The sequence below is a fragment of the Rhizobium terrae genome, from assembly GCF_003425685.1.
GTDB classification, from domain to species: domain Bacteria; phylum Pseudomonadota; class Alphaproteobacteria; order Rhizobiales; family Rhizobiaceae; genus Neorhizobium; species Neorhizobium terrae.
In genome coordinates this window covers 175,986-197,447 of the sequence record NZ_QJKM01000006.1, presented here as the reverse complement: position 1 = coordinate 197,447, position 21,462 = coordinate 175,986, and the positions used below count along the sequence as shown (strand labels likewise).

16 protein-coding genes and 1 pseudogene are annotated in these 21,462 nt (G+C 62.4%); 9 read left to right on the top strand and 8 right to left on the bottom strand.

Going from position 1 to position 21,462, the window contains the following annotated elements; all coding sequences use genetic code 11:
• Nucleotides 1-208 precede the first annotated feature (208 nt).
• Complete coding sequence (locus DMO26_RS12965) at nt 209-976, bottom strand: N-acetylmuramoyl-L-alanine amidase (protein ID WP_117192489.1); 768 nt, start codon at nt 974-976, stop codon at nt 209-211.
• Nucleotides 973-1,722 carry a J domain-containing protein gene (locus DMO26_RS12960; protein WP_162894865.1) on the bottom strand — a complete coding sequence of 250 codons (750 nt, stop codon included), beginning with the start codon at nt 1,720-1,722 and terminating at the stop codon, nt 973-975. The genes DMO26_RS12965 and DMO26_RS12960 overlap by 4 nt, the downstream gene beginning before the upstream one ends.
• Nucleotides 1,723-2,127: 405 nt before the next feature.
• Between DMO26_RS12960 and DMO26_RS12955 the strand changes: the two genes are divergently transcribed.
• The 3 genes and pseudogenes from DMO26_RS12955 to DMO26_RS12945 all read left to right on the top strand — a co-directional run.
• Entirely contained in the window at nt 2,128-3,339 is a 1,212-nt protein-coding gene (locus DMO26_RS12955) for a pyrophosphate--fructose-6-phosphate 1-phosphotransferase (RefSeq protein WP_117192488.1), read from the top strand.
• Between the two features lie 49 nt (nt 3,340-3,388).
• Nucleotides 3,389-4,024 carry a LysE family translocator gene (locus tag DMO26_RS12950; RefSeq protein ID WP_117192487.1) on the top strand — a complete coding sequence of 212 codons (636 nt, stop codon included), beginning with the start codon at nt 3,389-3,391 and terminating at the stop codon, nt 4,022-4,024.
• Between the two features lie 754 nt (nt 4,025-4,778).
• Nucleotides 4,779-5,330: pseudogene (locus DMO26_RS12945) on the top strand (transglycosylase SLT domain-containing protein); the annotation flags it as partial.
• A 25-nt stretch (nt 5,331-5,355) separates the two neighbouring features.
• Here DMO26_RS12945 and DMO26_RS12940 read toward each other — a convergent pair.
• A complete protein-coding gene (locus tag DMO26_RS12940; RefSeq protein WP_117192743.1) occupies nt 5,356-6,705 on the bottom strand; it encodes a serine hydrolase domain-containing protein in 1,350 nt (449 codons plus the stop codon).
• Nucleotides 6,706-6,870: 165 nt separating this feature from the next.
• On the opposite strand from DMO26_RS12940, the gene DMO26_RS12935 reads away from it, so the two are divergent.
• The 5 genes from DMO26_RS12935 (at nt 6,871) to DMO26_RS12915 (ending at nt 12,107) form a co-directional block, all read left to right on the top strand.
• On the top strand, nt 6,871-8,118 hold the full coding sequence (locus DMO26_RS12935; protein ID WP_117192486.1) for a DUF3419 family protein: 1,248 nt from the start codon (nt 6,871-6,873) through the stop codon (nt 8,116-8,118).
• A complete protein-coding gene (locus tag DMO26_RS12930) occupies nt 8,118-8,786 on the top strand; it encodes a class I SAM-dependent methyltransferase (protein ID WP_117192485.1) in 669 nt (222 codons plus the stop codon). The genes DMO26_RS12935 and DMO26_RS12930 overlap by 1 nt, the downstream gene beginning before the upstream one ends.
• A gap of 148 nt (nt 8,787-8,934) precedes the next feature.
• The gene (locus tag DMO26_RS12925; RefSeq protein ID WP_117192484.1) at nt 8,935-9,723 is read left to right on the top strand and encodes a glycoside hydrolase family 25 protein; all 789 of its coding nucleotides are present in this window, start codon (nt 8,935-8,937) and stop codon (nt 9,721-9,723) included.
• Nucleotides 9,724-9,862: 139 nt separating this feature from the next.
• Nucleotides 9,863-11,065 carry a lytic murein transglycosylase gene (locus tag DMO26_RS12920; protein ID WP_117192483.1) on the top strand — a complete coding sequence of 401 codons (1,203 nt, stop codon included), beginning with the start codon at nt 9,863-9,865 and terminating at the stop codon, nt 11,063-11,065.
• A 127-nt stretch (nt 11,066-11,192) separates the two neighbouring features.
• A complete protein-coding gene (locus tag DMO26_RS12915) occupies nt 11,193-12,107 on the top strand; it encodes a DMT family transporter (protein WP_117192482.1) in 915 nt (304 codons plus the stop codon).
• Nucleotides 12,108-12,527: 420 nt separating this feature from the next.
• On the opposite strand, the gene metF is transcribed toward DMO26_RS12915, so the two are convergent.
• From metF to ettA, 5 genes are all read right to left on the bottom strand, one after another.
• Nucleotides 12,528-13,415, bottom strand: coding sequence for a methylenetetrahydrofolate reductase [NAD(P)H] (metF, locus tag DMO26_RS12910; protein WP_117192481.1), 888 nt, complete (start codon nt 13,413-13,415; stop codon nt 12,528-12,530).
• Nucleotides 13,416-13,428: 13 nt separating this feature from the next.
• On the bottom strand, nt 13,429-14,424 hold the full coding sequence (locus tag DMO26_RS12905) for an ArsR/SmtB family transcription factor (protein WP_117192480.1): 996 nt from the start codon (nt 14,422-14,424) through the stop codon (nt 13,429-13,431).
• Nucleotides 14,425-14,595: 171 nt separating this feature from the next.
• A complete protein-coding gene (locus DMO26_RS12900; RefSeq protein WP_117192479.1) occupies nt 14,596-15,993 on the bottom strand; it encodes an IS1182 family transposase in 1,398 nt (465 codons plus the stop codon).
• 102 nt (nt 15,994-16,095) lie between these two features.
• Entirely contained in the window at nt 16,096-18,432 is a 2,337-nt protein-coding gene (locus DMO26_RS12895) for a methyl-accepting chemotaxis protein (protein ID WP_117192478.1), read from the bottom strand.
• 226 nt (nt 18,433-18,658) lie between these two features.
• Nucleotides 18,659-20,308 (bottom strand): energy-dependent translational throttle protein EttA, encoded by a 1,650-nt coding sequence (ettA, locus tag DMO26_RS12890; RefSeq protein ID WP_117192477.1) that lies wholly within the window; start codon nt 20,306-20,308, stop codon nt 18,659-18,661.
• Nucleotides 20,309-20,400: 92 nt separating this feature from the next.
• Here ettA and DMO26_RS12885 point away from each other — a divergent pair, with 92 nt between their 5' ends.
• Complete coding sequence (locus DMO26_RS12885; RefSeq protein ID WP_117192476.1) at nt 20,401-21,336, top strand: alpha/beta fold hydrolase; 936 nt, start codon at nt 20,401-20,403, stop codon at nt 21,334-21,336.
• Nucleotides 21,337-21,462 lie beyond the last annotated feature (126 nt).

Here is a 21,462-nt window from a genome sequence, read left to right as displayed (position 1 = left end):
GGCCCGCGGAAGTCGATACGCAGACATCCCCTCACCGTGTCGCCGGATAGACGGCACGGAGCTTCACGAAACCTGAGCGTTCATCTCTGCAACCCCCGTCCTACATGGTGGCTGCGCTAACGCATCCTTTAGAACGGGCTAATAAGGAGATGATGTGGCACCGTAAAAAATCGCAGCATCCGGACAGAACCGAAACGCGGGCGGCGCGTTATGACTGGTTGTATTTCGGCAAGGCCTTCAGCAACCGGTGCAATGTATCGATGGTCGAGAAATCGGCGATCCCGTCGATCAGGGCCGGACGGAAATGACGCTGGAAGGCCTCCACCACGCCCTTCGTCCGCTCGCAGAAATCGCCTGTGATCTCAATATTGTAGCCGTAAAGCGACAACATCGACTGCAATGCCTCGATGGGCTGGCCGCTTTCGCCGTACTGGAAGAAACGACCGCCACTGATTTGGGTTGGATCGATCCAGTGGCCTATCCCGTCAAGATGCAATTTTTCCCAGGGGAAATTTTCGCCCGGGTCGACCTTGCGAACCGGGGCCACATCCGAGTGGCCGAGCACCCTTTCGGGCGCGATGCTCCATCTTTCGCCGCAATCTCGACACAATTCCACGACCGCGCCGATTTGCGCTTCCGGATAGGCCGGCAGACCACCCGGATGCCCGGGATTGGCGATCTCTACGCCGATAGAACAGGAATTGATGTCGGTCTCACCCGCCCAGAAGCTTTTGCCAGCATGCCAGGCGCGCCGTTCCTCCGGCACGAGCTGCACGATCCGTCCATCCTCGTGAATGAAATAGTGGCTGGAGACCTGGCTCTGTTGATTGCAGAGCCACGCAAGTGCCTGCTCGGCACTCGGCATGCCGGTGTAATGCAGGATGATCATGTCCGGCCGGCGGCCGCCGGCACGTTCACCGTGATTGGGAGAAGGTCTGACGGTTGCGCCGGAATGATCGGCGGCAAACAGGATCATGCAGCGCGGCGCTCTTTCTCGATGGCCGCGTAGGCGGCGTTGAGCGCTGCCATACGCTCATTCGCGGCCGCATGCAACGACACCGGTACGCCGCGGGCGATCAGCCTGTCCGGATGATGTTCCGAGACCAGCAACCGATACTGCTTGCGGATCTTGGCGAAATCGTCCTGCGGTGAAACGCCGAGGACAAGATACGGATCGACGCCATCCAGATGCACGTGGCGGGCCATGATGCGGCGGAAATGCGCCTCGTCGATGCGGAAGATCTCCGCAATCCGCCCGAGAAACACCAGTTCCTTCTCGTGGACGAGACCGTCGGCCTTGGCGATATGGAAAAGCCCGTCCACGACGTTTTCCAGCATCGGGCAGTTTTCCGCTTTGCCGGCTCCGGGGCTGCACAGGCCGGCGAGCTTCGTCGCATAGGCTTCGTAACCCGCGACATCCTGCCGGGCAAGATTGTAGAGGCGGGCGACGTTGCGCGCTTCCTCGTCCGGAAAGTCGAAGATCTGCTGGAAGGCCTTCACCTCGGCCTCTGTGACGATCCCGTCGGCTTTCGCCATCTTGGCGGAAAGCGCGATGATTGCCACGGAGAATGATACTTTCCGGCGCGTTTCCGGGTCGCCTTCGAACACCGTGCGGATCGCCTCGACCACGCGGCCGAGTACACCGCTCGCCGCGTCGCCGATGGCGCCGAGGAGACGTTCCCAAAGGGAGGAAAACTGCAGGCAGGCAAAATCGAATATCATGAGGGCAATGGACCAGATAATCCCCGCCTTTGCAAGGCGGTGGACGGTCCAGATCGGATTAAACTATGTTCATGTTTCCCGAACAATCAATAGCGTTCACGGGCAGTTGATCACTGCCTGCAACCAAATCGATCTACCCTCCGGTCCTCATCGAGCGCCGCAGAACCGGCCTCCTGCCGAAAACCGGTCTGCCAGAGAGATGGGATCGCCGCCCCGGCTTTTCCATAGGGGCCGGGCACGCGTTTGATATTGAATCGATTATATTCATCATCCCGCATGCACCCTGCCTGCGACCGGATCCGAACTGTCCGTTTTCTTGAGAAGTTCACTTTACAGTGGCCTTGCGGTGTCGCATCCATTCCCCGGCTTTGAGCTGAACGCCGGAATGCGCGTCAAGGAGGATCGATGGCCAAACACAAAGTAGCAATGCTGACCGCTGGCGGTCTCGCGCCCTGTCTGTCGTCCGCCGTCGGCGGCCTTATCGAACGTTATAGCGATATCGCGCCCGAAATCGAACTGATCGCCTACAAGTCCGGTTATCAGGGCGTGCTCCTCGGCGACAAGGTCGAGATCAGCCGGGACATGCGCGAAAAGGCGCATCTCCTGCACCGCTATGGCGGCTCGCCGATCGGCAACAGCCGCGTCAAGCTCACCAATGCCGCCGACTGCGTCAAGCGCGGCCTCGTCAAGGAAGGCGAAAATCCGCTCCGTGTCGCGGCAGAACGACTGGCCGCCGACGGTGTCACCATCCTGCATACGATCGGAGGCGACGACACCAACACCACCGCGGCCGATCTTGCCGCCTATCTCGGCGCCAACGGCTACGACCTGACCGTCGTCGGCCTGCCGAAAACGGTCGACAACGACGTCGTGCCGATTCGCCAGTCGCTCGGCGCCTGGACGGCGGCCGAAGTCGGCGCGCATTTCTTCGACAACGTTTCCAACGAGCAGACGGCCGCTCCTCGCACATTTGTGATTCACGAAGTGATGGGACGTCACTGCGGCTGGCTTACCGCGGCAACCGCACGAGCCTATATTCAGAAGATCGCCGGCAACCAATATGTCGAAGGTCTGATGATGAACGCGCCGCTGAAGAGCATCGACGGCCTCTACCTGCCGGAAATGGCCTTCGACCTGGAGAAGGAGGCCGCCCGCCTCAGGGACCTCATGGACAGGCGCGGCCATGTAACGATCTTCGTTTCGGAAGGTGCCGGCCTCGACGCGATCGTCGCCGAACGCGAAGCCGCCGGCGACACCATCAAGCGCGACGCCTTCGGCCATGTGAAGATCGACACGATCAATGTCGGCGGCTGGTTTCAGAAGCAGTTCGCGGCCCTGATCGGCGCCGATCGCTCGATGGTGCAGAAATCCGGTTATTTCGCCCGCTCCGCCGCCGCCAATGGAAACGACCTGCGTTTGATCCAGAGCATGGTGGACCTCGCCGTGGAAAGTGCATTGAACAAGGTGTCGGGCGTCACCGGCCACGACGAGGATCAGAACGGAAAACTCCGGACGATCGAATTCCCCCGCATTAAGGGTGGAAAACATTTCGATCTGACGGCAAAATGGTTCGGCGAAGTGATGGACCATATCGGCCAGCCCTTCGAAGCGGCCTAACAGAAAAAGAAATAACGGACGGCGGCGAAGCGGTCCGGGAGGAAATGGAATGACGGCTGACATCTGGTTCGCTTTTGCCGCGGCAGCGACCTTTCTCGTCCTCCTTCCGAGCCCGCTTGCGTGCCTCACCGCCAGTTTTTCGCTGCAACGCGGCCGCCGCACGGCGATCGCCACGGTTCCGGGCACCGCCGTCGGGCTTTCCGTCGCGCTCATCTTCGCCATGGTGCCGCTTGCGCTCCTCGCGGCCTATCTGCCGCGCGTGCTCGACACTCTCACCTGGATCGGCATCGCCTATCTGGCGCTCTATGTGATCTGGTCCTTCCAGGACCCGCGCATCGCGGGGCCTATTGCCGATAACGACAATCTTCCGGAATGCCGGCCCGCCCGGATCCTCATCTGTCTTTTCCGCAGGTCCGCCTTCGCGCCGCGTTACGCCGTAGTGCTTGCAGCCCTTCTCGCCCAGTTCATCGATCCCCGGCTCCCTCTCCTGCCGCAACTCCTCGAAATGCAGGCAACCTTCCTTGTCTGCGCGGCGGCCGGAATGACCCCCCACGTCTTCTTCCCTCGCCGTGTTCTCGGCCGCAGGCGCAGTGCCGCTACACTTAATCCGGCCTCGCGCAAGCCTCATACGCGATTTATTTCCCGGCGCGCCGTGTCCGCTGGTTACCGTCGCATTGCGGCCTGAACCACGTCCGGGTCGATGACCCGCCGGCACCGTCTTGTCGGACGCCGCCCAATAAGTTAATGGAAAATCTCTTTGGACGGCATTCGGGCGGACTGGGGTAACCATTTTTTATGAAAGCGACCCAATGGCGATAATCCGATTCCTCGGCCGCGGCACGGCTGCGGCATGCGTGATGTCTTCGGCTCTCGCCGGGTGTTCGAGCGTCGAACGCGAATCGACACTCGCGAACAATCAGACAAGCGGTCAGACCGGTCAGGTGCAGACGGCATCGGCCCAGGGACTGACGATCCAGTACCGGTCTGATCTGCCTGTCAATTCCCCCGCCGTGGGGGCAACGGCACCGGCGGCCACCGAGGTCGCGGCAGTTCAGGCACCCGGCGCTCAGCCGACCATAGCCCTCGCCAAGACCACCCGCCTTCCGCTTCCCGTGCCGCCGGCCGCCGAAGCCGCCTCCGTCCAGACCGCGGCGATGGCCTCGCCGGCCATGGCGCCGCAGGTCGCTTTCGCTCCCGCACCAGGCCCGGCGATGATGCCGCCGCCGGCCGCCCGCACCACCTCGACGCTCGTCGCTTCGACGGCACCGACGGCGGAATGGAACACCCCGGGAACCTCGACGATCCTCGCCGCCACCCGCCAGCAGGCGTCCAGCTCGGCCAAGGTCGGCCGTCTCGTATCGCCGGGCGTTGCGCCTGCCGTTACGGAAGGCCGCATCCAGCCGGCTGCCGCCGCGGCCATCGCGCTCGACGAACCCGAACTGACGCCGGATATGGTGGCGTTGCAATCGGTGATACCGACACCGCGCCCGGACCGGCCGGTGATCATGGCTACTCCGCAATCCGCCACGTCCACCACCACGCTTGCCTACGCGGCCCAGCCGCACGCCGTCGCGGCACTGCGCGCCATGGAGTTTCCGCCCGCTCCGGGCGAGCCGATGCCCGCCACCGCAGCCGACGCGCCGCCGGAACTCAGCAAGCTCATCAAGCGTTACGCCGGTCTCTATGGTGTGCCCGAATCGCTGGTGCACCGCGTCGTTCATCGCGAAAGCAGATACGATCCCAAGGCCTATCACAAGAACGGCTATTGGGGCCTCATGCAGATCAAGTATTCGACCGCGAAGTCGATGGGCTACGAAGGCTCGCCGCAGGGGCTGCTCGACGCGGAGACTAATCTCAAATACGCGATCAAATACCTGCGCGGCGCCTGGCTCGTCGCCGACAACAAGAACGACAATGCCATCAAACTTTATGCGCGCGGCTATTATTACGATGCCAAGCGCAAGGACATGCTGCACGTTCTCGAAAAATAGGATCGACGGGTCGACCGGCGGCGCCTCAGGGCGCCGCCGTCGTTTTGGCGATGGCCGTCACGAGCGCGGTCGGCCTGTAGCTCAGCCAGTCCGGCGTCAATCCAAGCCTGACCACTACGAGGTCGAGGGATGGAATGACGATGACATTCTGTCCGTCATGTCCGTCGAGGATAAACGTATCGGCGGGAATGCCGGCCGCCCCGCCCGGCAGCCAGGTCTGCATCTTCGAATAACGGCCATTGGACGTCCGGTTCGGCTGATGCATCTGGGCGACGAAACCCTCGGGAAGAATGCGAGAGCCGTTCCACATGCCGTCACGGACGAGCAACAGGCCAAACCGCGCCCAATCCCGCGCCGTCGCGTAAAGGTAGGAACTGCCCACGAACGTGCCACTCGCATCCGTTTCCATGATGGCGCTGCGCATCCCAAGCGGTCCGAACAATGCCTTTTTGGGATATGCGAGCGCCACGGCGCGGTCGCCGATCCGGTCCATCCACAGTTTGGCGAGCATGACGGCCGTGCCGGACGCATAGTTGAAACGGCTGCCCGGATCGGCTTCCAGCGGCTGGTCGGCGGCAAAATTCGCCATATCCGGCTCCAGGAAGAGCATGCGCGTCACGTCGGCGACCGTCCCGTAGCTTTCATTGAAGGCGAGCCCGCTCTCCATGGCGAGAAGGTCGGCGACACGGATATCGGCGCGCTGATCGTTCTTCCATTGCGGGAAAAGGCCTTTGTCCTCCAGCGACAATCGCCCGTCGCGCACCAGCGTGCCGATGATGGCGGCATTCACGGTCTTGGTCATCGACCAGCCAAGCAGAGGCGTATCCCTGGAGAAACCCGGCGCGTAGGTCTCGCCGACGATCCGGCCGCCCCTGACCACCACCACGGCCCGCATGCCGGGGCCGGTAACGGCGGGATCTGAAAGAACCGCGGCAATCTTCGGGTCGGATTCGACTTTTCCTCCATCCGGCCAGAGAATGGTCTGGTCGACGGGCCGGGCGGCGCCGAGCGCAAGGCGCGGCACCGCCGTCGCGCTGCCGTCCGGCGTTACCGAGCACCCGAGCCCTTCCCGATAGACCGCCTCATTGCCGGCAAGGAAACCCAGCAACGCCGCATGCACCCGCTTCTCGGCGCGATCGACGGAAACCTGCATCAGGCGCAGAAGCGGATGGCCGGGAGCCTGGACGTCGACTTCCAGCACCTCCCTGTCGTTGCGGCCGGCCAGGAAGACATTCGAACAGACAATTTTTGCGGCATAGCCGCTACCGACCCTCAGGAGCTGCGGCGGCGCGACGTAAAGCCAGACCCCGAGCCCGACCAACGCCACGAGAAGCGTTGCGAAAACAATCTTCACAATCCTGATGAACAGCCGCATCCAAACCTCCCATTCCGCGGCCGCATGCAATCAGGATTCTTCACCCGGCGGAAGGGGTTTTCGCTTGCCGGTGAAGCATTGGCCAAGAGGCCACAGGCGGCGTCATCAATCTGTTGCATGAGCGGTTTAAACGCGCTGAAACTCTGGACAAGGCGGGATTCGACCATGGCGGACATTGCACAGGAAGCCGGTTTTCGGAAAAACCAGAAGCTGAAGGATGCGCTTCTGCAGCATAAAGCGCTCTCGCGTCAGGGTTTTTCGGAACGCCTTTTCGGCCTCCTGTTCTCCGGCCTCGTCTATCCACAGATCTGGGAGGATCCGGAAATCGACATGGTCGCCATGGAGCTTTCCGAGGGACATTCGATCGTCACGATCGGCTCCGGCGGCTGCAACATGCTCGCCTATCTCTCCCGTTCGCCGAAAAAGATCGACGTCGTCGATCTGAACCCCCATCACGTGGCGCTGAACCGGTTGAAGCTCGCCGCCTTCCGGCATTTGCCGGGCCATGGCGACGTCGTCCGCCATTTCGGCATGGACGGTATCGGCACCAACAGCAAGGGTTACGACACGTTCATCGCGCCCAATCTCGACGTCGCCACCCGCGCCTATTGGGACAGGCGTTCGCTCACCGGCCGCCGCCGTGTCGAAGTCTTCAACCGCAACATCTACAAGACCGGTCTGCTCGGCCGTTTCATCGGCGCCGGTCACCTGATCGCCCGCCTGCACGGCATCGACCTCACGCAGATGGCCAATGCGAAATCGCTGCGCGAACAGCGGCAGTTCTTCGACGATCGCATCGCGCCGCTGTTCGACAAGCCACTGATCCGCTTCATCACCAGCCGCAAGAGCTCGCTGTTCGGCCTCGGCATTCCGCCACAGCAATATGACGAGCTGGCAAGCCTCGCCTCCGACGGCTCGATCGCGCCGGTGCTGCGCCAGCGTCTCGAAAAGCTCGCCTGCCATTTCCCGCTGCGCGACAACTATTTCGCCTGGCAGGCCTTCGCGCGGCGTTATCCGAAGCCCGAGGAAGGCACGCTGCCGACCTATCTGAAGGCCGAGAACTACCGCGCCATCCGCGACAACGCGGAGCGCGTCACCGTCCATCATGCGAGCTTCACGGAACTTCTCGCCCAGAAGGCGGCGGCAACGGTCGACCGCTACGTGCTGCTCGACGCGCAGGACTGGATGACCGACGAACAGCTGAACGACCTGTGGACCGAGATCACCCGGACCGCCGCCCCCGGCGCCCGCGTGATCTTCCGCACCGCTGCCGAAAAGAGCGTGTTGGATGGCCGCCTCTCCCAGGCTCTCCTTGATCAGTGGACCTATCTCAAGGAGCGCTCCAGCGAACTCAACCTCCAGGACCGCTCCGCCATTTACGGCGGCTTCCATATCTACGTGAAGAAAGCCTGATGGCGGCGGAGACGGCGGGTGCTTCACTCTCCGGCGGTCATGCCGAGCGTATGGACCGGATGTACCGGTATCAGCGCCATATCTACGACATCACCCGCAAATATTACCTTCTCGGCCGCGACCGGACGATCGCCGGGCTTCACCTTCAGCCTGGCGCGACGCTGCTGGAAGTCGGCTGCGGCACGGGCCGCAACCTTCTGCTCGCCCACCGGAATTATCCGGCTGCGAAACTCCACGGCCTCGACATCTCGGCCGAAATGCTGGAAAGCGCCCGCGCCAATTTCCGCGGAAAGCCGGTCATGCCGGATTTCCGGGTAGCGGACGCCACCGATTTCACGCCGGGTGAATTCGGCGTCCCGGGCTTCGACCGCATTCTGATCTCCTATGCCCTGTCGATGATCCCGGACTGGGAAAAGGCGGTCGACGCCGCCCTTGCGGCTCTCGCACCGAACGGCTCGCTGCATATCGTCGATTTCGGCCAGCAGGAAAGGCTGCCCGGCTGGTTCGGCAGGCTTCTGAGAGCGTGGTTGAAGCGTTTCCATGTCACGCCGCGCCCGAACCTGCACGAAGTGCTGGAAAGCAAGCTTGCTGCTGCGAACGCCGACATGATCTTCGAGGAGATCGGCGGGGGGTATGCCTGGCATGCGGTCATCCGCCGGCGCGGCTGAGGTTTGTTTTGAAGCCGGCTTTCGGCCGATCGGGTGCGTCAGCCCTCTTGCCCTAACTGAATTTTTACGACGTTATGGTGAACGTAGGGTTCACGCATGCCTCGCATGGTAGGCAGGCCCTTCCGATCGTCACCAGCGCGGGACATTCATGCCACGGCTTCTTATCGCCCTTCTTGCGACGACCCTGATCGCCGTGACCGGCTGCTCGTCCACCAGTTACGACCTGATGGAAACCTCTTCCGTCAAGAAGATGCGTTTCAAGGACAACGATCCGCAGGATTTCGGCAGGAACCATCCGGGCCTGCATGAGGTGCACGGCATCGACCTGTCCAAGTGGAACAGCACGGATATCGACTGGGCGGCGGTGAAGAAGTCCGGGATAGCCTTCGTCTTCATCAAGGCGACGGAGGGCAAGGACCGCATCGACCCCGCCTTCGTGACCCACTGGCGCAACGCGGCCGACGCCGGCATCCCGCATGCGGCCTACCATTTCTATTATTTCTGCTCGACGCCGGACGAACAGGCCGACTGGTTCATCGCCAACGTGCCGAAGGAAGCCAACATGCTCCCGCCGGTGCTCGACATGGAATGGAACCACGCTTCACCCACCTGCAAGCTGCGCCCCGACCCGGAGACGGTGCGAGCCAGCATGCAGCGCTTCATGAACCGCATCGAAACCCATTACGGAAAGAAGCCGATCATCTACACCTCGGTCGACTTCCATCGCGACAACCTCGTCGGCGCCTTCAACAACCATCATTTCTGGCTGCGGTCGGTCGCGGCACATCCGGGCAAGATCTATGCGGATCGCCGCTGGGCCTTCTGGCAATATACGTCGACGGGCCTCGTCCCGGGCATCAAGGGCGAGATGGACATCAACGTCTTCGCCGGCACGACGAAGAACTGGAATGCCTGGGTGGCGGCCGCCGGCAAATAAGCGTCCCGGTTGCGGCAAACAGCGGTCTGGCAATATCGAAGCGGTTGCGATAAAAACTGCGCCAACCGCTTTGCCGCCCACGTTTCCGTCACAAACCTTTCGGACATGAGGCGGTGCCCATTCACTTCAGGAACGCCTAATGTCCGCTGCCTTCGCCCGCCGCCTCGCCTTCGCCTCCATCATCACCGCCTGCCTCGCCTCAACGGCGCTTGCACAAACGCCTGCACCAGCTTGTGGCGGCGATCTCGCTACCTTCCTGGCCGGCGTGAAGGCGGAAGCGGTTTCGAAGGGCATTCCCGCGAGCGCCGCCGACGAGGCGCTGGCCGGTGCGCAGATCGACCAGAAGGTTCTTTCCCGGGATCGTGCCCAGGGCGTCTTCCGCCAGACCTTCCTCGAATTCTCGCAACGCACCGTCAGCCAGGCCCGCCTTGATATCGGCCGCCAGAAGATGAAGCAGCTCGCCGACGTCTTCGGCCGCGCCGAGAAGGAATTCGGCGTGCCGGCCGGCGTCATTACCGCCTTCTGGGCAATGGAGACCGATTTCGGCGCCGTACAGGGTGATTTCAACACCCGCAATGCACTGGTGACCCTCTCGCACGATTGCCGCCGGCCCGAACTCTTCCGCCCGCAGCTCATCGCGCTGATCGAGATGGTGCAGCACGGCGACCTCAACCCGTCCACCAATACCGGAGCCTGGGCCGGCGAGATCGGTCAGGTCCAGATGCTGCCGGAAGACATCATCGCCTACGGCGTCGACGGCGATGGCGACGGCCATGTCAACGTCAAGAGCAGCAGCCCGGATGCCATCCTCACAGCTGCGAAATTCATCAAGAGTCTCGGCTTCAGGGCCGGCCAGCCGTGGATTCAGGAAGTGACGCTGCCGGAAAACCTGCCTTGGGAAAAGAGCGGCCTCGGCAACGAGATTCCCGCAGGCGAGTGGTTCAAGCTGGGCGTCACGCCCCGCGACGGCAATACCGGTTTCGGCAATCTTCCGGCCGCCCTCATCCTGCCACAGGGCCGCAAGGGGCCGGCCTTCCTCACCTACCCGAATTTCGGCGTCTACCTCGAGTGGAACCAGTCCTTCATATACACGACGTCGGCCGCCTATTTCGCCACCCGGCTTTCCGGCGCTCCGACCTACCAGAAGGGTACGCCGGACCAGGGCCTGGATGACGGTGGCATGAAGGCGCTGCAGACCAAGCTCGAGGCGCTCGGTCACGATATCGGCAAGGTTGACGGGATCCTTGGTTCGGGTACACGCACCGCTGTCCAGAAGGAACAGGCCCGCCTTGGCCTGCCGGCGGACGGCTGGCCGACCCAGGCCCTGCTTTCGGCGCTCTGAAGCGGCCCGCACACGACAATCCGTCCCGCCTCTGCGGACGATGCCCAAATCGCCATCCGACAAGTTTCGGGTGGCAACTCTTTCGACTTCCGGCTATCCCGCATTCTCAACCCGAGGGATAGTTCAGATGACAACCGCCGTCACAAAACCCAGCGCCGCCGCCTGGGCGCTTATCCTCCTGCTCGGCCTGATCTGGGGCGGCTCCTTCTTCTTCGCCCGCGTCGCGGTTCTGGAAGTGCCGCCTTTCACGCTGGTTTTCCTGCGCCTCTTCATCGCCGCGTTGGCCCTGCACATCTATCTGCGCGGGCGCTTCGGTCTCTACGAGACGCTTGTCGCCCGCTGGCGGTCTTTCATAGTCATGGGCTTCCTCAACAACGCCCTGCCCCACACGCTGATCTTCTTCGGGCAGACAGAAATCGGCGCCGGCCTTGCCTCCATCCTCAATGCCACGACGCCGATCTGGACGGTGCTGATCGCCAACAGTTTTACGTCGGACGAAAAGCTGACGGCCGCCAAACTTGCCGGCTGCCTGGCAGGCCTCGCGGGTACAGCCGTGCTGATCGGCCCGGGCATCACGGCGGCCGCCTCGGCGCCCTTCTGGGCGCTTGTCCTGCCGGTTCTCGCAGCCGTCTCGTATGGCATCGCCAGCATCTTCGGCAAGCGTTTCAGGGACCTCGCCGCGCCCGTCAGCGCGACCGGCCAGCTGACGGCCTCGACGCTGATGATGCTGCCCGTGTCGCTGATGGCCGACCAGCCCTGGATGTTGCCCGTCCCATCCACGAATGCCGTGCTGGCGATCCTCGCCCTGGCGCTTCTGTCGACCGCCTTCGCCTACCTGCTCTATTTCCGCATCCTCGCCGTGGCGGGGGCCACCAACGCCTCGCTGGTCACCCTCGTCGTGCCTCCGAGCGCCATCCTTCTCGGTGCGGTTTTCCTCGGCGAAAGGCTGGAGGCGACCGATATGATCGGCATGCTGCTGATCGGCTTCGGCCTCGTCCTGCTCGACGGGCGCCTCCTTCGCAACCGCAGCAAAATGGCCTGATTAAGAACGAAACCATCACGAAATATGTCACAAGTTAACAGTCATACACGACTTTTTAACGTTCTGCGCATCAAGATTAACAAGAAGTTTATTGATAAAAATCAGAAACTTGGAAGGGCATGACCAGAAGCCGGCTTCAGATTCGACGGCGCCGCAGCATAGAATCCGCTTCCCAATCGCCACGAAACCGACATACACTTTAACGGTCAACGCAAGGAGGCAGACAATGGGACGTACCTACTCTCTCAATGTCCTGGTAGTCGGTGCAGCGTTTGTGTTCGTGGCATCCATGCTCTTCATCTGAGCGCCACAGTTCCCACTACCCGGTCATAACTCTCGCATCCATGACCGTTTGATAATCAGCACTTCCAATGAGACGCATGCTCCTGTTACAGGAGCATGCGTTTTTAATGTCGTCGATCAGGCGGCTGCGATGCGGGGAGCGGCGGCCTGGCCCCGTCCGAGCCGCTTCATGACGGCCTCGACCAGCGGCACGCGGTTCATCGTATAGATGTGAAAATCGTGGATGCCGCGGCGGATGAGATCCTCGATCTGTTCGGCGGCGATATCGGCGGCAACCTCCGCGCGTTCCTCGGGTTTCTCGTCCAGCCCCTCCAGGCGGGCATCCAGGAAAGGCGGCACGGACGCGCCGCAGCGCCGCGCGAAACGCTTCAGCTGGGCAAGATTCTGGATCGGCATGATGCCCGGCACGATCGGTATGGCGATCCCGGCCGCACGCGCCTTTTCGAGATAACGTTCGAAAACGTCATTATCGAAGAAGAACTGGGTCAGCGCTCGATGTGCACCCGCATCTGCCTTGCTCTTCAGGGTTTCGATGTCCGCATCAATATCCGGGCTTTCCGGATGCTTTTCCGGATAGGCCGAGACGGAAATATCGAAATCGCCGTATTCCACCAGCGCGCGCACCAGATCGGCCGTGCGGGAATACCCTTGCGGATGCGGCGCATAGGCGGTGCCGATGCCGGTTGCCGGGTCGCCGCGCAACGCCACGATGCGGCGGACGCCTGCGGCACGGAAATCCTCAATCACCGCGCGGGTCTCGTCGCGGGAGGCATCGACGCAGGTGAGATGGGCGGCGGTCGGCAGATGCAGTTCGCCGATCATCCGTTTGACGGCGGTGAGCGTCGGTTCCTTGGTGGAGCCGCCGGCGCCGTAGGTCATGGTGATGAAATCCGGTTCCCAGACCGAAAGCTCCTCGACGGTCTGCCAGAGCTGGCGCTCCATCTCGTCAGACTTCGGCGGAAAATATTCGAAGGAAACGCTGAAAGGTTCGCTCTTTGCGGTCATTGGTTCAGCTCCCTTAAAGGACGGTCTGAGATTCGGCCGCCGCATGCGCGGCGATCAGCAGGCGGCGGTCGCGGGCGAGCCAGACGGTGGCGGTGAGCCCGCCTTCCTTGCCGGAACGCAGATCGATCGCCTCCTGGACTTCCAACCCGAATTTCTCCAGCCATTCCGCCATGACCTGGTGGGAAAAGCCGAGGCGCACATGAGCATGGTCGTCGCGCAGGTATTCGAGGCCGTGCGGGGCGAGATCGACGATCAGCAGGCGGCCTCCCGGGCGCAGCACGCGGGCGGCTTCGGCGATCGCCAGTTCCGGCTGGTCGAGAAAGTGCAGCACCTGGTGGATGGTGATGAGGTCGAAATCCTGGCCTTCCAGCGGCAGGTTGAGGATGTCGCCATGGCGCACCGATGCCTTGACGATGCCTTCCTTGTCGAGATTGGCACGCGCCACCGCCAGCATGTCCCGGCTGGCATCGATGCCGACGGCGCGGCGATAGAGGTTCGAAAGCAGCTGCAGGATCCAGCCCGTGCCGGTGCCGAGATCGAGAAGCGCATCGACCGGCGTCGTGCCGATCAGCTTCAGCAGCGCCGCTTCGACCGCCTCGTCGCTGACATGCAGGCGGCGCAGCTCGTCCCATTCGGAGGCGTTGCGGCTGAAATAGGCCTGGGCGCGTTCGGCGCGGAGCCGCTTGACGGTGGCAAGCCGCTCGCTGTCGCGCAGCAGCACCGGATCATCCTCGGAGGATGCAGCCAGAAGCGTGCGGACGAGAGTAGCAGCCTTGCCCTCCTGCTTCAGGCGGAAATAGGCCCACGCACCCTCCTGATAGCGATCGATCAGCGCGTCTTCCGCAAGAAGTTTGAGGTGACGGGAAATGCGGGGCTGCGACTGACCGAGGATTTCGGTAAGGTCCGTGACCGTAAGATCGCCGGCACCGAGCAAGGCAAGCAGACGGAAGCGGGTCGGCTCCCCTGCGGTCTTCAACACATCCACCAAGCTGTCGAGCGCCAGACCCATCCGGTCGCATCCTTATCTGATCAACATATAAACATATCTTTATATGAATTTCGCGAGATATGCAAGCCATAACTGAATGGAAGCAAAGGACAAAAGAAAGGGCGGCCTTTCCAGCCTGTGTGAAAACGTATGGAGGCTCCGGTTTGACCGGGGCCTCTTTGGTTTTTGGGTCTAGGCGGGCTTTGATGTCATGTTGATGGTGCGCATGATGTTGTAGGCGAGGACGGAGAGGGCCATTTCGGTTCTGGTGCCCTTGAGGTTTCTGGTCAGGAAGCGTCCGCCTGCCATCCTCCGTTTGATGGTGCCGAACGGATGTTCGGCGGCGCATCGACGCAATCGCATCATGTCGGGGATGGCCCGTTGATGCATGCGGCTGAGCGCATCTTCATCGAGATGCCTCTGGACGTATCTTCGGGTGGCCGTGGTACATTGTTGCTTGAGCGGACAAGCGGCGCAATCGGCGGCCTGTGCAGCATAGAGCACGCTGCGTTCCTTGCTGATGACCTGCTTGCGCTGCAGTTCCTTGCCTGCCGGACAGATGAAGCGGTCCTCCTCTGCATCGTATGAGAACGCGCGACGATCGAACAAGGTGCCGTCGCCGGTATTGTTGACCGCGCGGTTTGACGGCGCGCAGGCCCTGATGCCGTCGTCCTCACAGGCACTTGCCTGGGCGCCATTGGAATAACCGGCATCGGCAATCACTGTCAGGCTTTCCAGGCAAAGTTCGTCCTTGGTCGCGCTTGCCATCGGATGAAGCATGCGGTTGTCGGTCGCCTCGTCGGTGACCTCATGGTGGATGATCAGGCCGGTATCGGTATCGACGGCGGTCTGCACATTGTAGGCGGGCGGCTTTGCCCCCTTGCCTTTGCCCATCGGCCGCGCATCCGCCTCGCCATCGACAAGCGTGGTACGGCCCTCGTCGTCCAGCCGTCTTGCCATCCGGTCCAGTTCACCCTGGCGGCTCTCAAGCGATGCGATAGCGCTTGCAACCGCATCGGCAGCATCGTCCGGTTCGCTGGCGTCAGCCGTATCCAGCCCCGAGAGATAAGCGGCAATCTTGCGATCGAGACGAAGGCGCTCCTCTTCGATCTCACGGCGTCCCATGATCCTCTTGCCACTGGCCACGGCGCGGAACTTCGACCCGTCCAACGCCACCAGGCGGGCGCTGAACAAACCGGCATCGCGGCAAATCAGTACGAAAGCCCGGCAGGCACCGATGATCGCCGGCCCGTTGTCACGGCGGAAATCGGCGACCGTCTTGAAGTCCGGCGCAAGCTGACGCAGCAGCCACATCGTCTCCACATTACGCCGGCATTCCCGCTCCAGCCGCCGGGACGAGCGCACCTCGTTGCAATAGCCGTAGATGTAGAGCTTCAGCAGATCACGCGGATCGTAGGAGGGACGACCTGTCGAAGCCTCAACCGCCCGCCTGAACCCGAGCTGCACGACATCAAGCCCATCGACAAAGGCATCGATCACCCGCACCGCAGCATCCGCGGCAACGTAATCCTCAATCCGAGCCGGCAACAGCGACGTCTGACCCCGATCAGTCCCTGAAATATATCCCATGAAAATGGCCGCATCGTTTCCAATGCGGCCACTTTAACTGATTTGCCGGACTTCTCACACAGGCTGCAGAAGCCGCCCTTCGATAACCGGATTTTCTCCGGCTCAGAACTCTTCCCATTCGTCGGAAGACTGGGCGACCGCCGCATTGCCATGCGAGACGGGTGCGCGGGACGGTACCGGACGGCTGGGCGCGGCCGGACGGCTTGCGGGTGCGTGCGTCGCGGCACGTGCCGGTGCGTGAGAGGCCGCAGGTGCCGAAGGAGCCCGCATGCGGGCAGCCGTCTGATGGAGCTGGCTCGAAGCGCTGCCGCCGCCGAGCTGGAAATGCGACAACAGATCGCTGAGCTTGGCGCTTTCCTGCGCGAGGCCGGCACCGGCCGCGTTCATCTCCTCGACCATGGCGGCATTCTGCTGGGTCGACTGGTCCATGTGGTTGACGGCGGTATTGACCTGCGCGAGGCCTGCCGACTGTTCCTGAGCCGCGGTGGCGATCGCGTCCATGTGGCTGTTGACGGTCTGCACGAGCTGCTCGATGGCAGTCAGCCCCTCACCCGTGTCGCTGACCAGCTTGACGCCTTCGCCGACGGCAACCGCCGAGTTGGAGATGAGCGCCTTGATTTCCTTCGCCGCGTTGGCGGAACGCTGGGCAAGCTCGCGGACTTCCTGGGCGACGACCGCAAAGCCCTTGCCGGCCTCGCCGGCTCGGGCAGCCTCGACGCCGGCATTCAGCGCCAGCAGGTTGGTCTGGAAGGCGATCTCGTCGATCACGCCGATAATCTGGCCGATCTGCTGCGACGACTTCTCGATACGCTCCATGGCGGCAACGGCGTTGCGGACGACATGGCCGGACTGGTCGGCGCGGGTCCGGGCATCCCGAACGACATCGCGGGCTTCGGCAGTGCGCTTCGACGTGGCAAGCACGTTGGCGGTGATCTGCTCCAGTGCCGCTGCGGTTTCTTCGAGCGATGCGGCCTGCTGTTCGGTGCGCTTGGACAGATCGTCCGAGGCGTCGGAAATCTCCCTCGAACCGCTGTTGACCGTCGCGACCGAGGTACCAACGCTCAGCAGCGCGTCGCGAAGCTGGCGGACGGACGTGTTGAAGTCATGGCGCAAGCCCTCGAACTGCGGCGCGAGAGCATCGTCGACCTCGCAAAGCATGTCGCCGGCAGCAAGCCGCCTAAGGCTTGCTGCAAGCGCGCCGGTGGCCTGATTGAGGCGCGCCTCGGCTTCGGCTTCTGCCTGGCGCTGCAGTTCGATGCGCTCGGCTTCGGAACGGCGACGGCTGGCATCCGCCTCCGCTTCGAGCTGGTGGTTGCGGATGGCGGCTTCACGGAAGATTTCCACCGAGCGGGCCATGTCGCCAATGCCGTCCTTGCGATCGGCGTAGGGAATGGCGTCGTCCGTATTGCCCGAGGCCAGACTTGCCATACGGTCGCCGATCCGGCGGATGGAGCCCGAAAGACTGCGGGCGACGAAGAAGCTGAAGCATGCGACGACGACGAGCAGAGCAGCCAGGACACCGCTGATGAACCAGAGATGGTTCAGGGTCTGCGATGCCATGTCGTCGGCGACACTCAGCAGCCCGGTGGAGGCCTCATCGACCATGTCGGCAGCCAGCAGCCGGCGCTTTTCCATGGCGGCCGTCCAGCGGTCGTAATCACCGGCCGCCGGCGTATAGGGCTTGATCTCGTCGAACGTCTTTAGAAGATTGAGCGCGAACGCGCCGTCCGCAGTCCCCCAGAATGCCTCAAGCTTGGAAGCCGCCGACGGCAGCAAGGCGGCGCGCATGACCTTTTCATAGATACGGACCTGCTGGCGACCTTGGACGTAGCGGGCGATCTCGTCGGGGGCGAGCGTACCGTTCTTGGCGAACTGCTGCCCCATGCGCGTCACGATGGCGTAACCGTTGTTGACCTGCACGAGAGCATGAATGCCGTCCACAGCCCGCGCCAGGGCACGATCCTCGGTCAGGTGCCCGACGCGAGCGACCGCATCCAGCGTCTGTTGCGACAGCGGCGTCAGATATTGAGCGGTCAGGAGCGGGTTCTTGTCGCCCGCATCGATCTTGGCGCGGAACTCGCTCATGCGGCCGAAGCGCTCCTGCAGGCCGGCGATCGTCTCGTCCAGGCCGCGATCGGACATGCCCTGCGCCTTGATACGCGCATAGTTGTCGACAAGCCTCTTCTCAACGGTATCGACACGGCTGCGCGCGGCAACGCGGTCGGTCGGAGTGGAATAGCTTTCGCCCGAGATCGCGTTCATCATGCTGGCGGCAGGCGCAACCACAGTCATCAGGGTTCTCGCCTTGTCGAGCTGTCTGTAGCCTTCGCTTGCATCGAGCGCCATCGCGACGCCGAGAACAACCATGGCCGATGTCGGAATGATGGCCACGAGCGCCAGCGACGTTCTAAATGACAGACGTTGGATCATACGCAGCATGAATTAACCCTCAAAAAAATAGCCCGTCCCCGTGACGGCGCCTAAGGTCCCAAAAATATGGACCGCCCCAAGGGGAAACTGCACGCGGAAGGTTTTGAATGTCTTGACCTGCCCCGGCTAAAAATCCCAATCAAATCTAAGGGTGAGCAATTAACCCTTCATTCACGCCTTCATAACGCAAAAGCCCCGGAAAACCGGGGCTTTTGTTAAGATGCGACTAAAATTGTCACCGAGTCAGGCGTTTGTAGGCCTGGCTGCCTGGGTTGAGGGCATCGGGGCCGAGACGGCGGACCTTGTCCTGCTCGTAGTCCTCGAAGTTGCCTTCGAACCATTCGACATGACCATCACCTTCGAAGGCAAGAATATGCGTTGCGAGACGGTCGAGGAACATGCGATCGTGGCTGATGATGATGGCGCAGCCGGCGAAGTTTTCGAGCGCGCTTTCGAGCGCACCCAGCGTTTCCGTGTCGAGGTCGTTGGTCGGTTCGTCGAGCAGCAGCACGTTGCCGCCGGCCTTCAGCATCTTGGCGAGATGCACGCGGTTGCGCTGGCCGCCCGAAAGGTTGCCGACCTTCTGTTGCTGGTCACCGCCCTTGAAGTTGAAGGCGCCGCAATAGGCTCTGGAGTTCATGTCGAACTTGCCGAGCTTGATGACTTCGGCGCCGCCGGAGATTTCTTCCCAGACCGTCTTGTTGGCGTCGAGCGAATCGCGGCTCTGGTCGACATAACCGAGATGCACGGTATCGCCGATGCGGATCGAACCGGCATCCGGCGTTTCCTGGCCGGTGATCATCTTGAAGAGCGTCGACTTGCCGGCGCCGTTCGGGCCGATGATGCCGACGATGCCGCCCGGCGGCAGCTTGATTGAAAGGTCGTTGATCAGCGTGCGGCCGTCGAAGCCCTTCTTGATGCCTTCCAGTTCGATGACCACGTTGCCGAGACGCTCGGAGACCGGGATGATGATCTGCGCATCGCCGGGCCGGATATTCTCGGCTGCATCGACCAGCTGTTCATAGGCCTTGATACGGGCCTTGGACTTGGCCTGCCGGGCCTTCGGGCTGGAGGCGATCCATTCCTGCTCGCGCGACAGCGCCTTCTGGCGGCCGGCTTCTTCGCGGGCTTCCTGCTGCATGCGCTTGGCCTTGGCGGTCAGGTAGGCGGAGTAATTGCCTTCGTACGGGATGCCGCGACCGCGGTCGAGCTCGAGGATCCAGCCGGTAACGTTGTCGAGGAAGTAGCGGTCGTGGGTGATCATCATCACCGCGCCCGGATAATCGCGCAGGTGCTTTTCGAGCCAGGCGATCGTCTCGGCATCGAGGTGGTTGGTCGGTTCGTCGAGCAGAAGCAGGTCCGGCTGCGACAGAAGCAGACGGCAGAGCGCGATACGGCGACGCTCACCGCCGGAGAGGTTGGTGACCTCGGAATCCTTCGGCGGGCAGCGCAACGCTTCCATCGCCATCTCGACCTGCTGTTCGAGGTCCCAGAGGTTCTGGCTGTCGATGATGTCCTGGAGCTTGGCGCCCTCCTCCGCGGTCTCGTCGGAATAGTTCATCATCAGTTCGTTGTAGCGGTCGAGAACGGCCTGCTTGTCTGCCACGCCTTCCATGACGTTCTGGAACGCGGTCTTGTTCGCATCGAGTTGCGGCTCCTGCTCCAGATAACCGACGGTCGCGCCTTCGGCGAGCCAGGCCTCGCCCGTATATTCCTTGTCCTTGCCGGCGATGATGCGCAGCACGGTCGACTTACCGGCGCCGTTCGGGCCGAGGATACCGATCTTGGCGTCCGGGTAGAAAGACAGGTTGACGTTTTCGAGGATTTTCTTGGCGCCGTAGGACTTGTTCAGCCCCGACATGTGATAGATGAACTGACGTGCCATGGATAAAGGTGCTCCGGGGGGGAATTTCGGTTTGCCGCTATGTAGGCGAATTGATGGCCGGGGGCAATGCGAGAACCGGCGGGAGAGCGGAGATGTTCAGGGAAACACGACGGCTGCAGAGCCCGACGGGGGCAAACCTCGCCTTCCACCATGTGCCGGCCGGCGGATTGCCGAGGGCGATCCTTCTGGTCAGCCACGGACTGACCGAACATTCGAAGCGCTACGAGACCTTTGCCGAAGCCATGGCCGGGCATGGTTTCCATGTCTATGCCTTCGACCACCGCGGCCATGGCGAGACGACGGCTCCGGATGCGCCGATCGGCCGTTTTGCCCGCCGCGACGGCGTGCGCCTCGTGCTGCAGGACGTGAAGGCCATGCGCGACATGGCGGCCGCAAGCCATCCCGGCCTTCCCGTGCTGCTCTTCGGCCATTCCATGGGCGGGTTGATCGCCCTCAACGCCGCCATCGACTATCCGGAGAGTTTCGACGCCCTCGCGGTCTGGAATTCCAATTTTCATCCCGGTCCGGCCGGTCGTGCCGCGCAGGCGATCCTGCTTGCCGAAAAAGCGCTGAAAGGCTCCGACGTCCCGAGCGGCCTTCTGCCGAAACTCACCTTCGGCGCCTGGGGAAAATCCATTCCCGGCCACCGCACCGAATTCGACTGGCTGAGCCATGACCGGGATGTCGTCGACGCCTATATCGCCGATCCGCTCTGCGGTTTCGGCGCCAGCGTTTCGCTGTGGCTCGATCTTTTCGAACTGACCTTCCGTGGCCCGAAGATGATCGGCCGTCTGCCGAAAAACCTGCCTATCCACCTGATCGGCGGAGCCGAGGATCCGGCGACCAACGGCGGCCGCGAAATCCTCTGGCTATCCGAGCATTTCAGGAAGAACGGCTTTTCGAACGTCACCACCAAGGTCTGGCCGGCAACCCGCCACGAAACGCTGAACGACACGGTGCGCGCCCGCGCCATCGCCGAATTCGCCGCCTGGGCGAAGGCCACCATCGCCTCGCCGGCGATGGCGTGAGGGACCGTGACGGCAAACGACTGCACGTCTCGAACGGCGACTGATCGTTGAAAGGCTCTCGTATTAAACGGCCCTCGCATTAAACGGAATGAGTTCATGACATTTATTCAAGTGCTTCGATCCCGC

Coding starts and splice junctions, on each gene's coding strand:
- DMO26_RS12965 (WP_117192489.1), bottom strand. CDS start 976: ATGATCCTGTTTGCCGCCGATCATTCCGGCGCAACCGTCAGACCTTCT.
- DMO26_RS12960 (WP_162894865.1), bottom strand. CDS start 1,722: ATGATATTCGATTTTGCCTGCCTGCAGTTTTCCTCCCTTTGGGAACGT.
- DMO26_RS12955 (WP_117192488.1), top strand. CDS start 2,128: ATGGCCAAACACAAAGTAGCAATGCTGACCGCTGGCGGTCTCGCGCCC.
- DMO26_RS12950 (WP_117192487.1), top strand. CDS start 3,389: ATGACGGCTGACATCTGGTTCGCTTTTGCCGCGGCAGCGACCTTTCTC.
- DMO26_RS12940 (WP_117192743.1), bottom strand. CDS start 6,705: ATGCGGCTGTTCATCAGGATTGTGAAGATTGTTTTCGCAACGCTTCTC.
- DMO26_RS12935 (WP_117192486.1), top strand. CDS start 6,871: ATGGCGGACATTGCACAGGAAGCCGGTTTTCGGAAAAACCAGAAGCTG.
- DMO26_RS12930 (WP_117192485.1), top strand. CDS start 8,118: ATGGCGGCGGAGACGGCGGGTGCTTCACTCTCCGGCGGTCATGCCGAG.
- DMO26_RS12925 (WP_117192484.1), top strand. CDS start 8,935: ATGCCACGGCTTCTTATCGCCCTTCTTGCGACGACCCTGATCGCCGTG.
- DMO26_RS12920 (WP_117192483.1), top strand. CDS start 9,863: ATGTCCGCTGCCTTCGCCCGCCGCCTCGCCTTCGCCTCCATCATCACC.
- DMO26_RS12915 (WP_117192482.1), top strand. CDS start 11,193: ATGACAACCGCCGTCACAAAACCCAGCGCCGCCGCCTGGGCGCTTATC.
- metF (WP_117192481.1), bottom strand. CDS start 13,415: ATGACCGCAAAGAGCGAACCTTTCAGCGTTTCCTTCGAATATTTTCCG.
- DMO26_RS12905 (WP_117192480.1), bottom strand. CDS start 14,424: ATGGGTCTGGCGCTCGACAGCTTGGTGGATGTGTTGAAGACCGCAGGG.
- DMO26_RS12900 (WP_117192479.1), bottom strand. CDS start 15,993: ATGGGATATATTTCAGGGACTGATCGGGGTCAGACGTCGCTGTTGCCG.
- DMO26_RS12895 (WP_117192478.1), bottom strand. CDS start 18,432: ATGCTGCGTATGATCCAACGTCTGTCATTTAGAACGTCGCTGGCGCTC.
- ettA (WP_117192477.1), bottom strand. CDS start 20,308: ATGGCACGTCAGTTCATCTATCACATGTCGGGGCTGAACAAGTCCTAC.
- DMO26_RS12885 (WP_117192476.1), top strand. CDS start 20,401: ATGTTCAGGGAAACACGACGGCTGCAGAGCCCGACGGGGGCAAACCTC.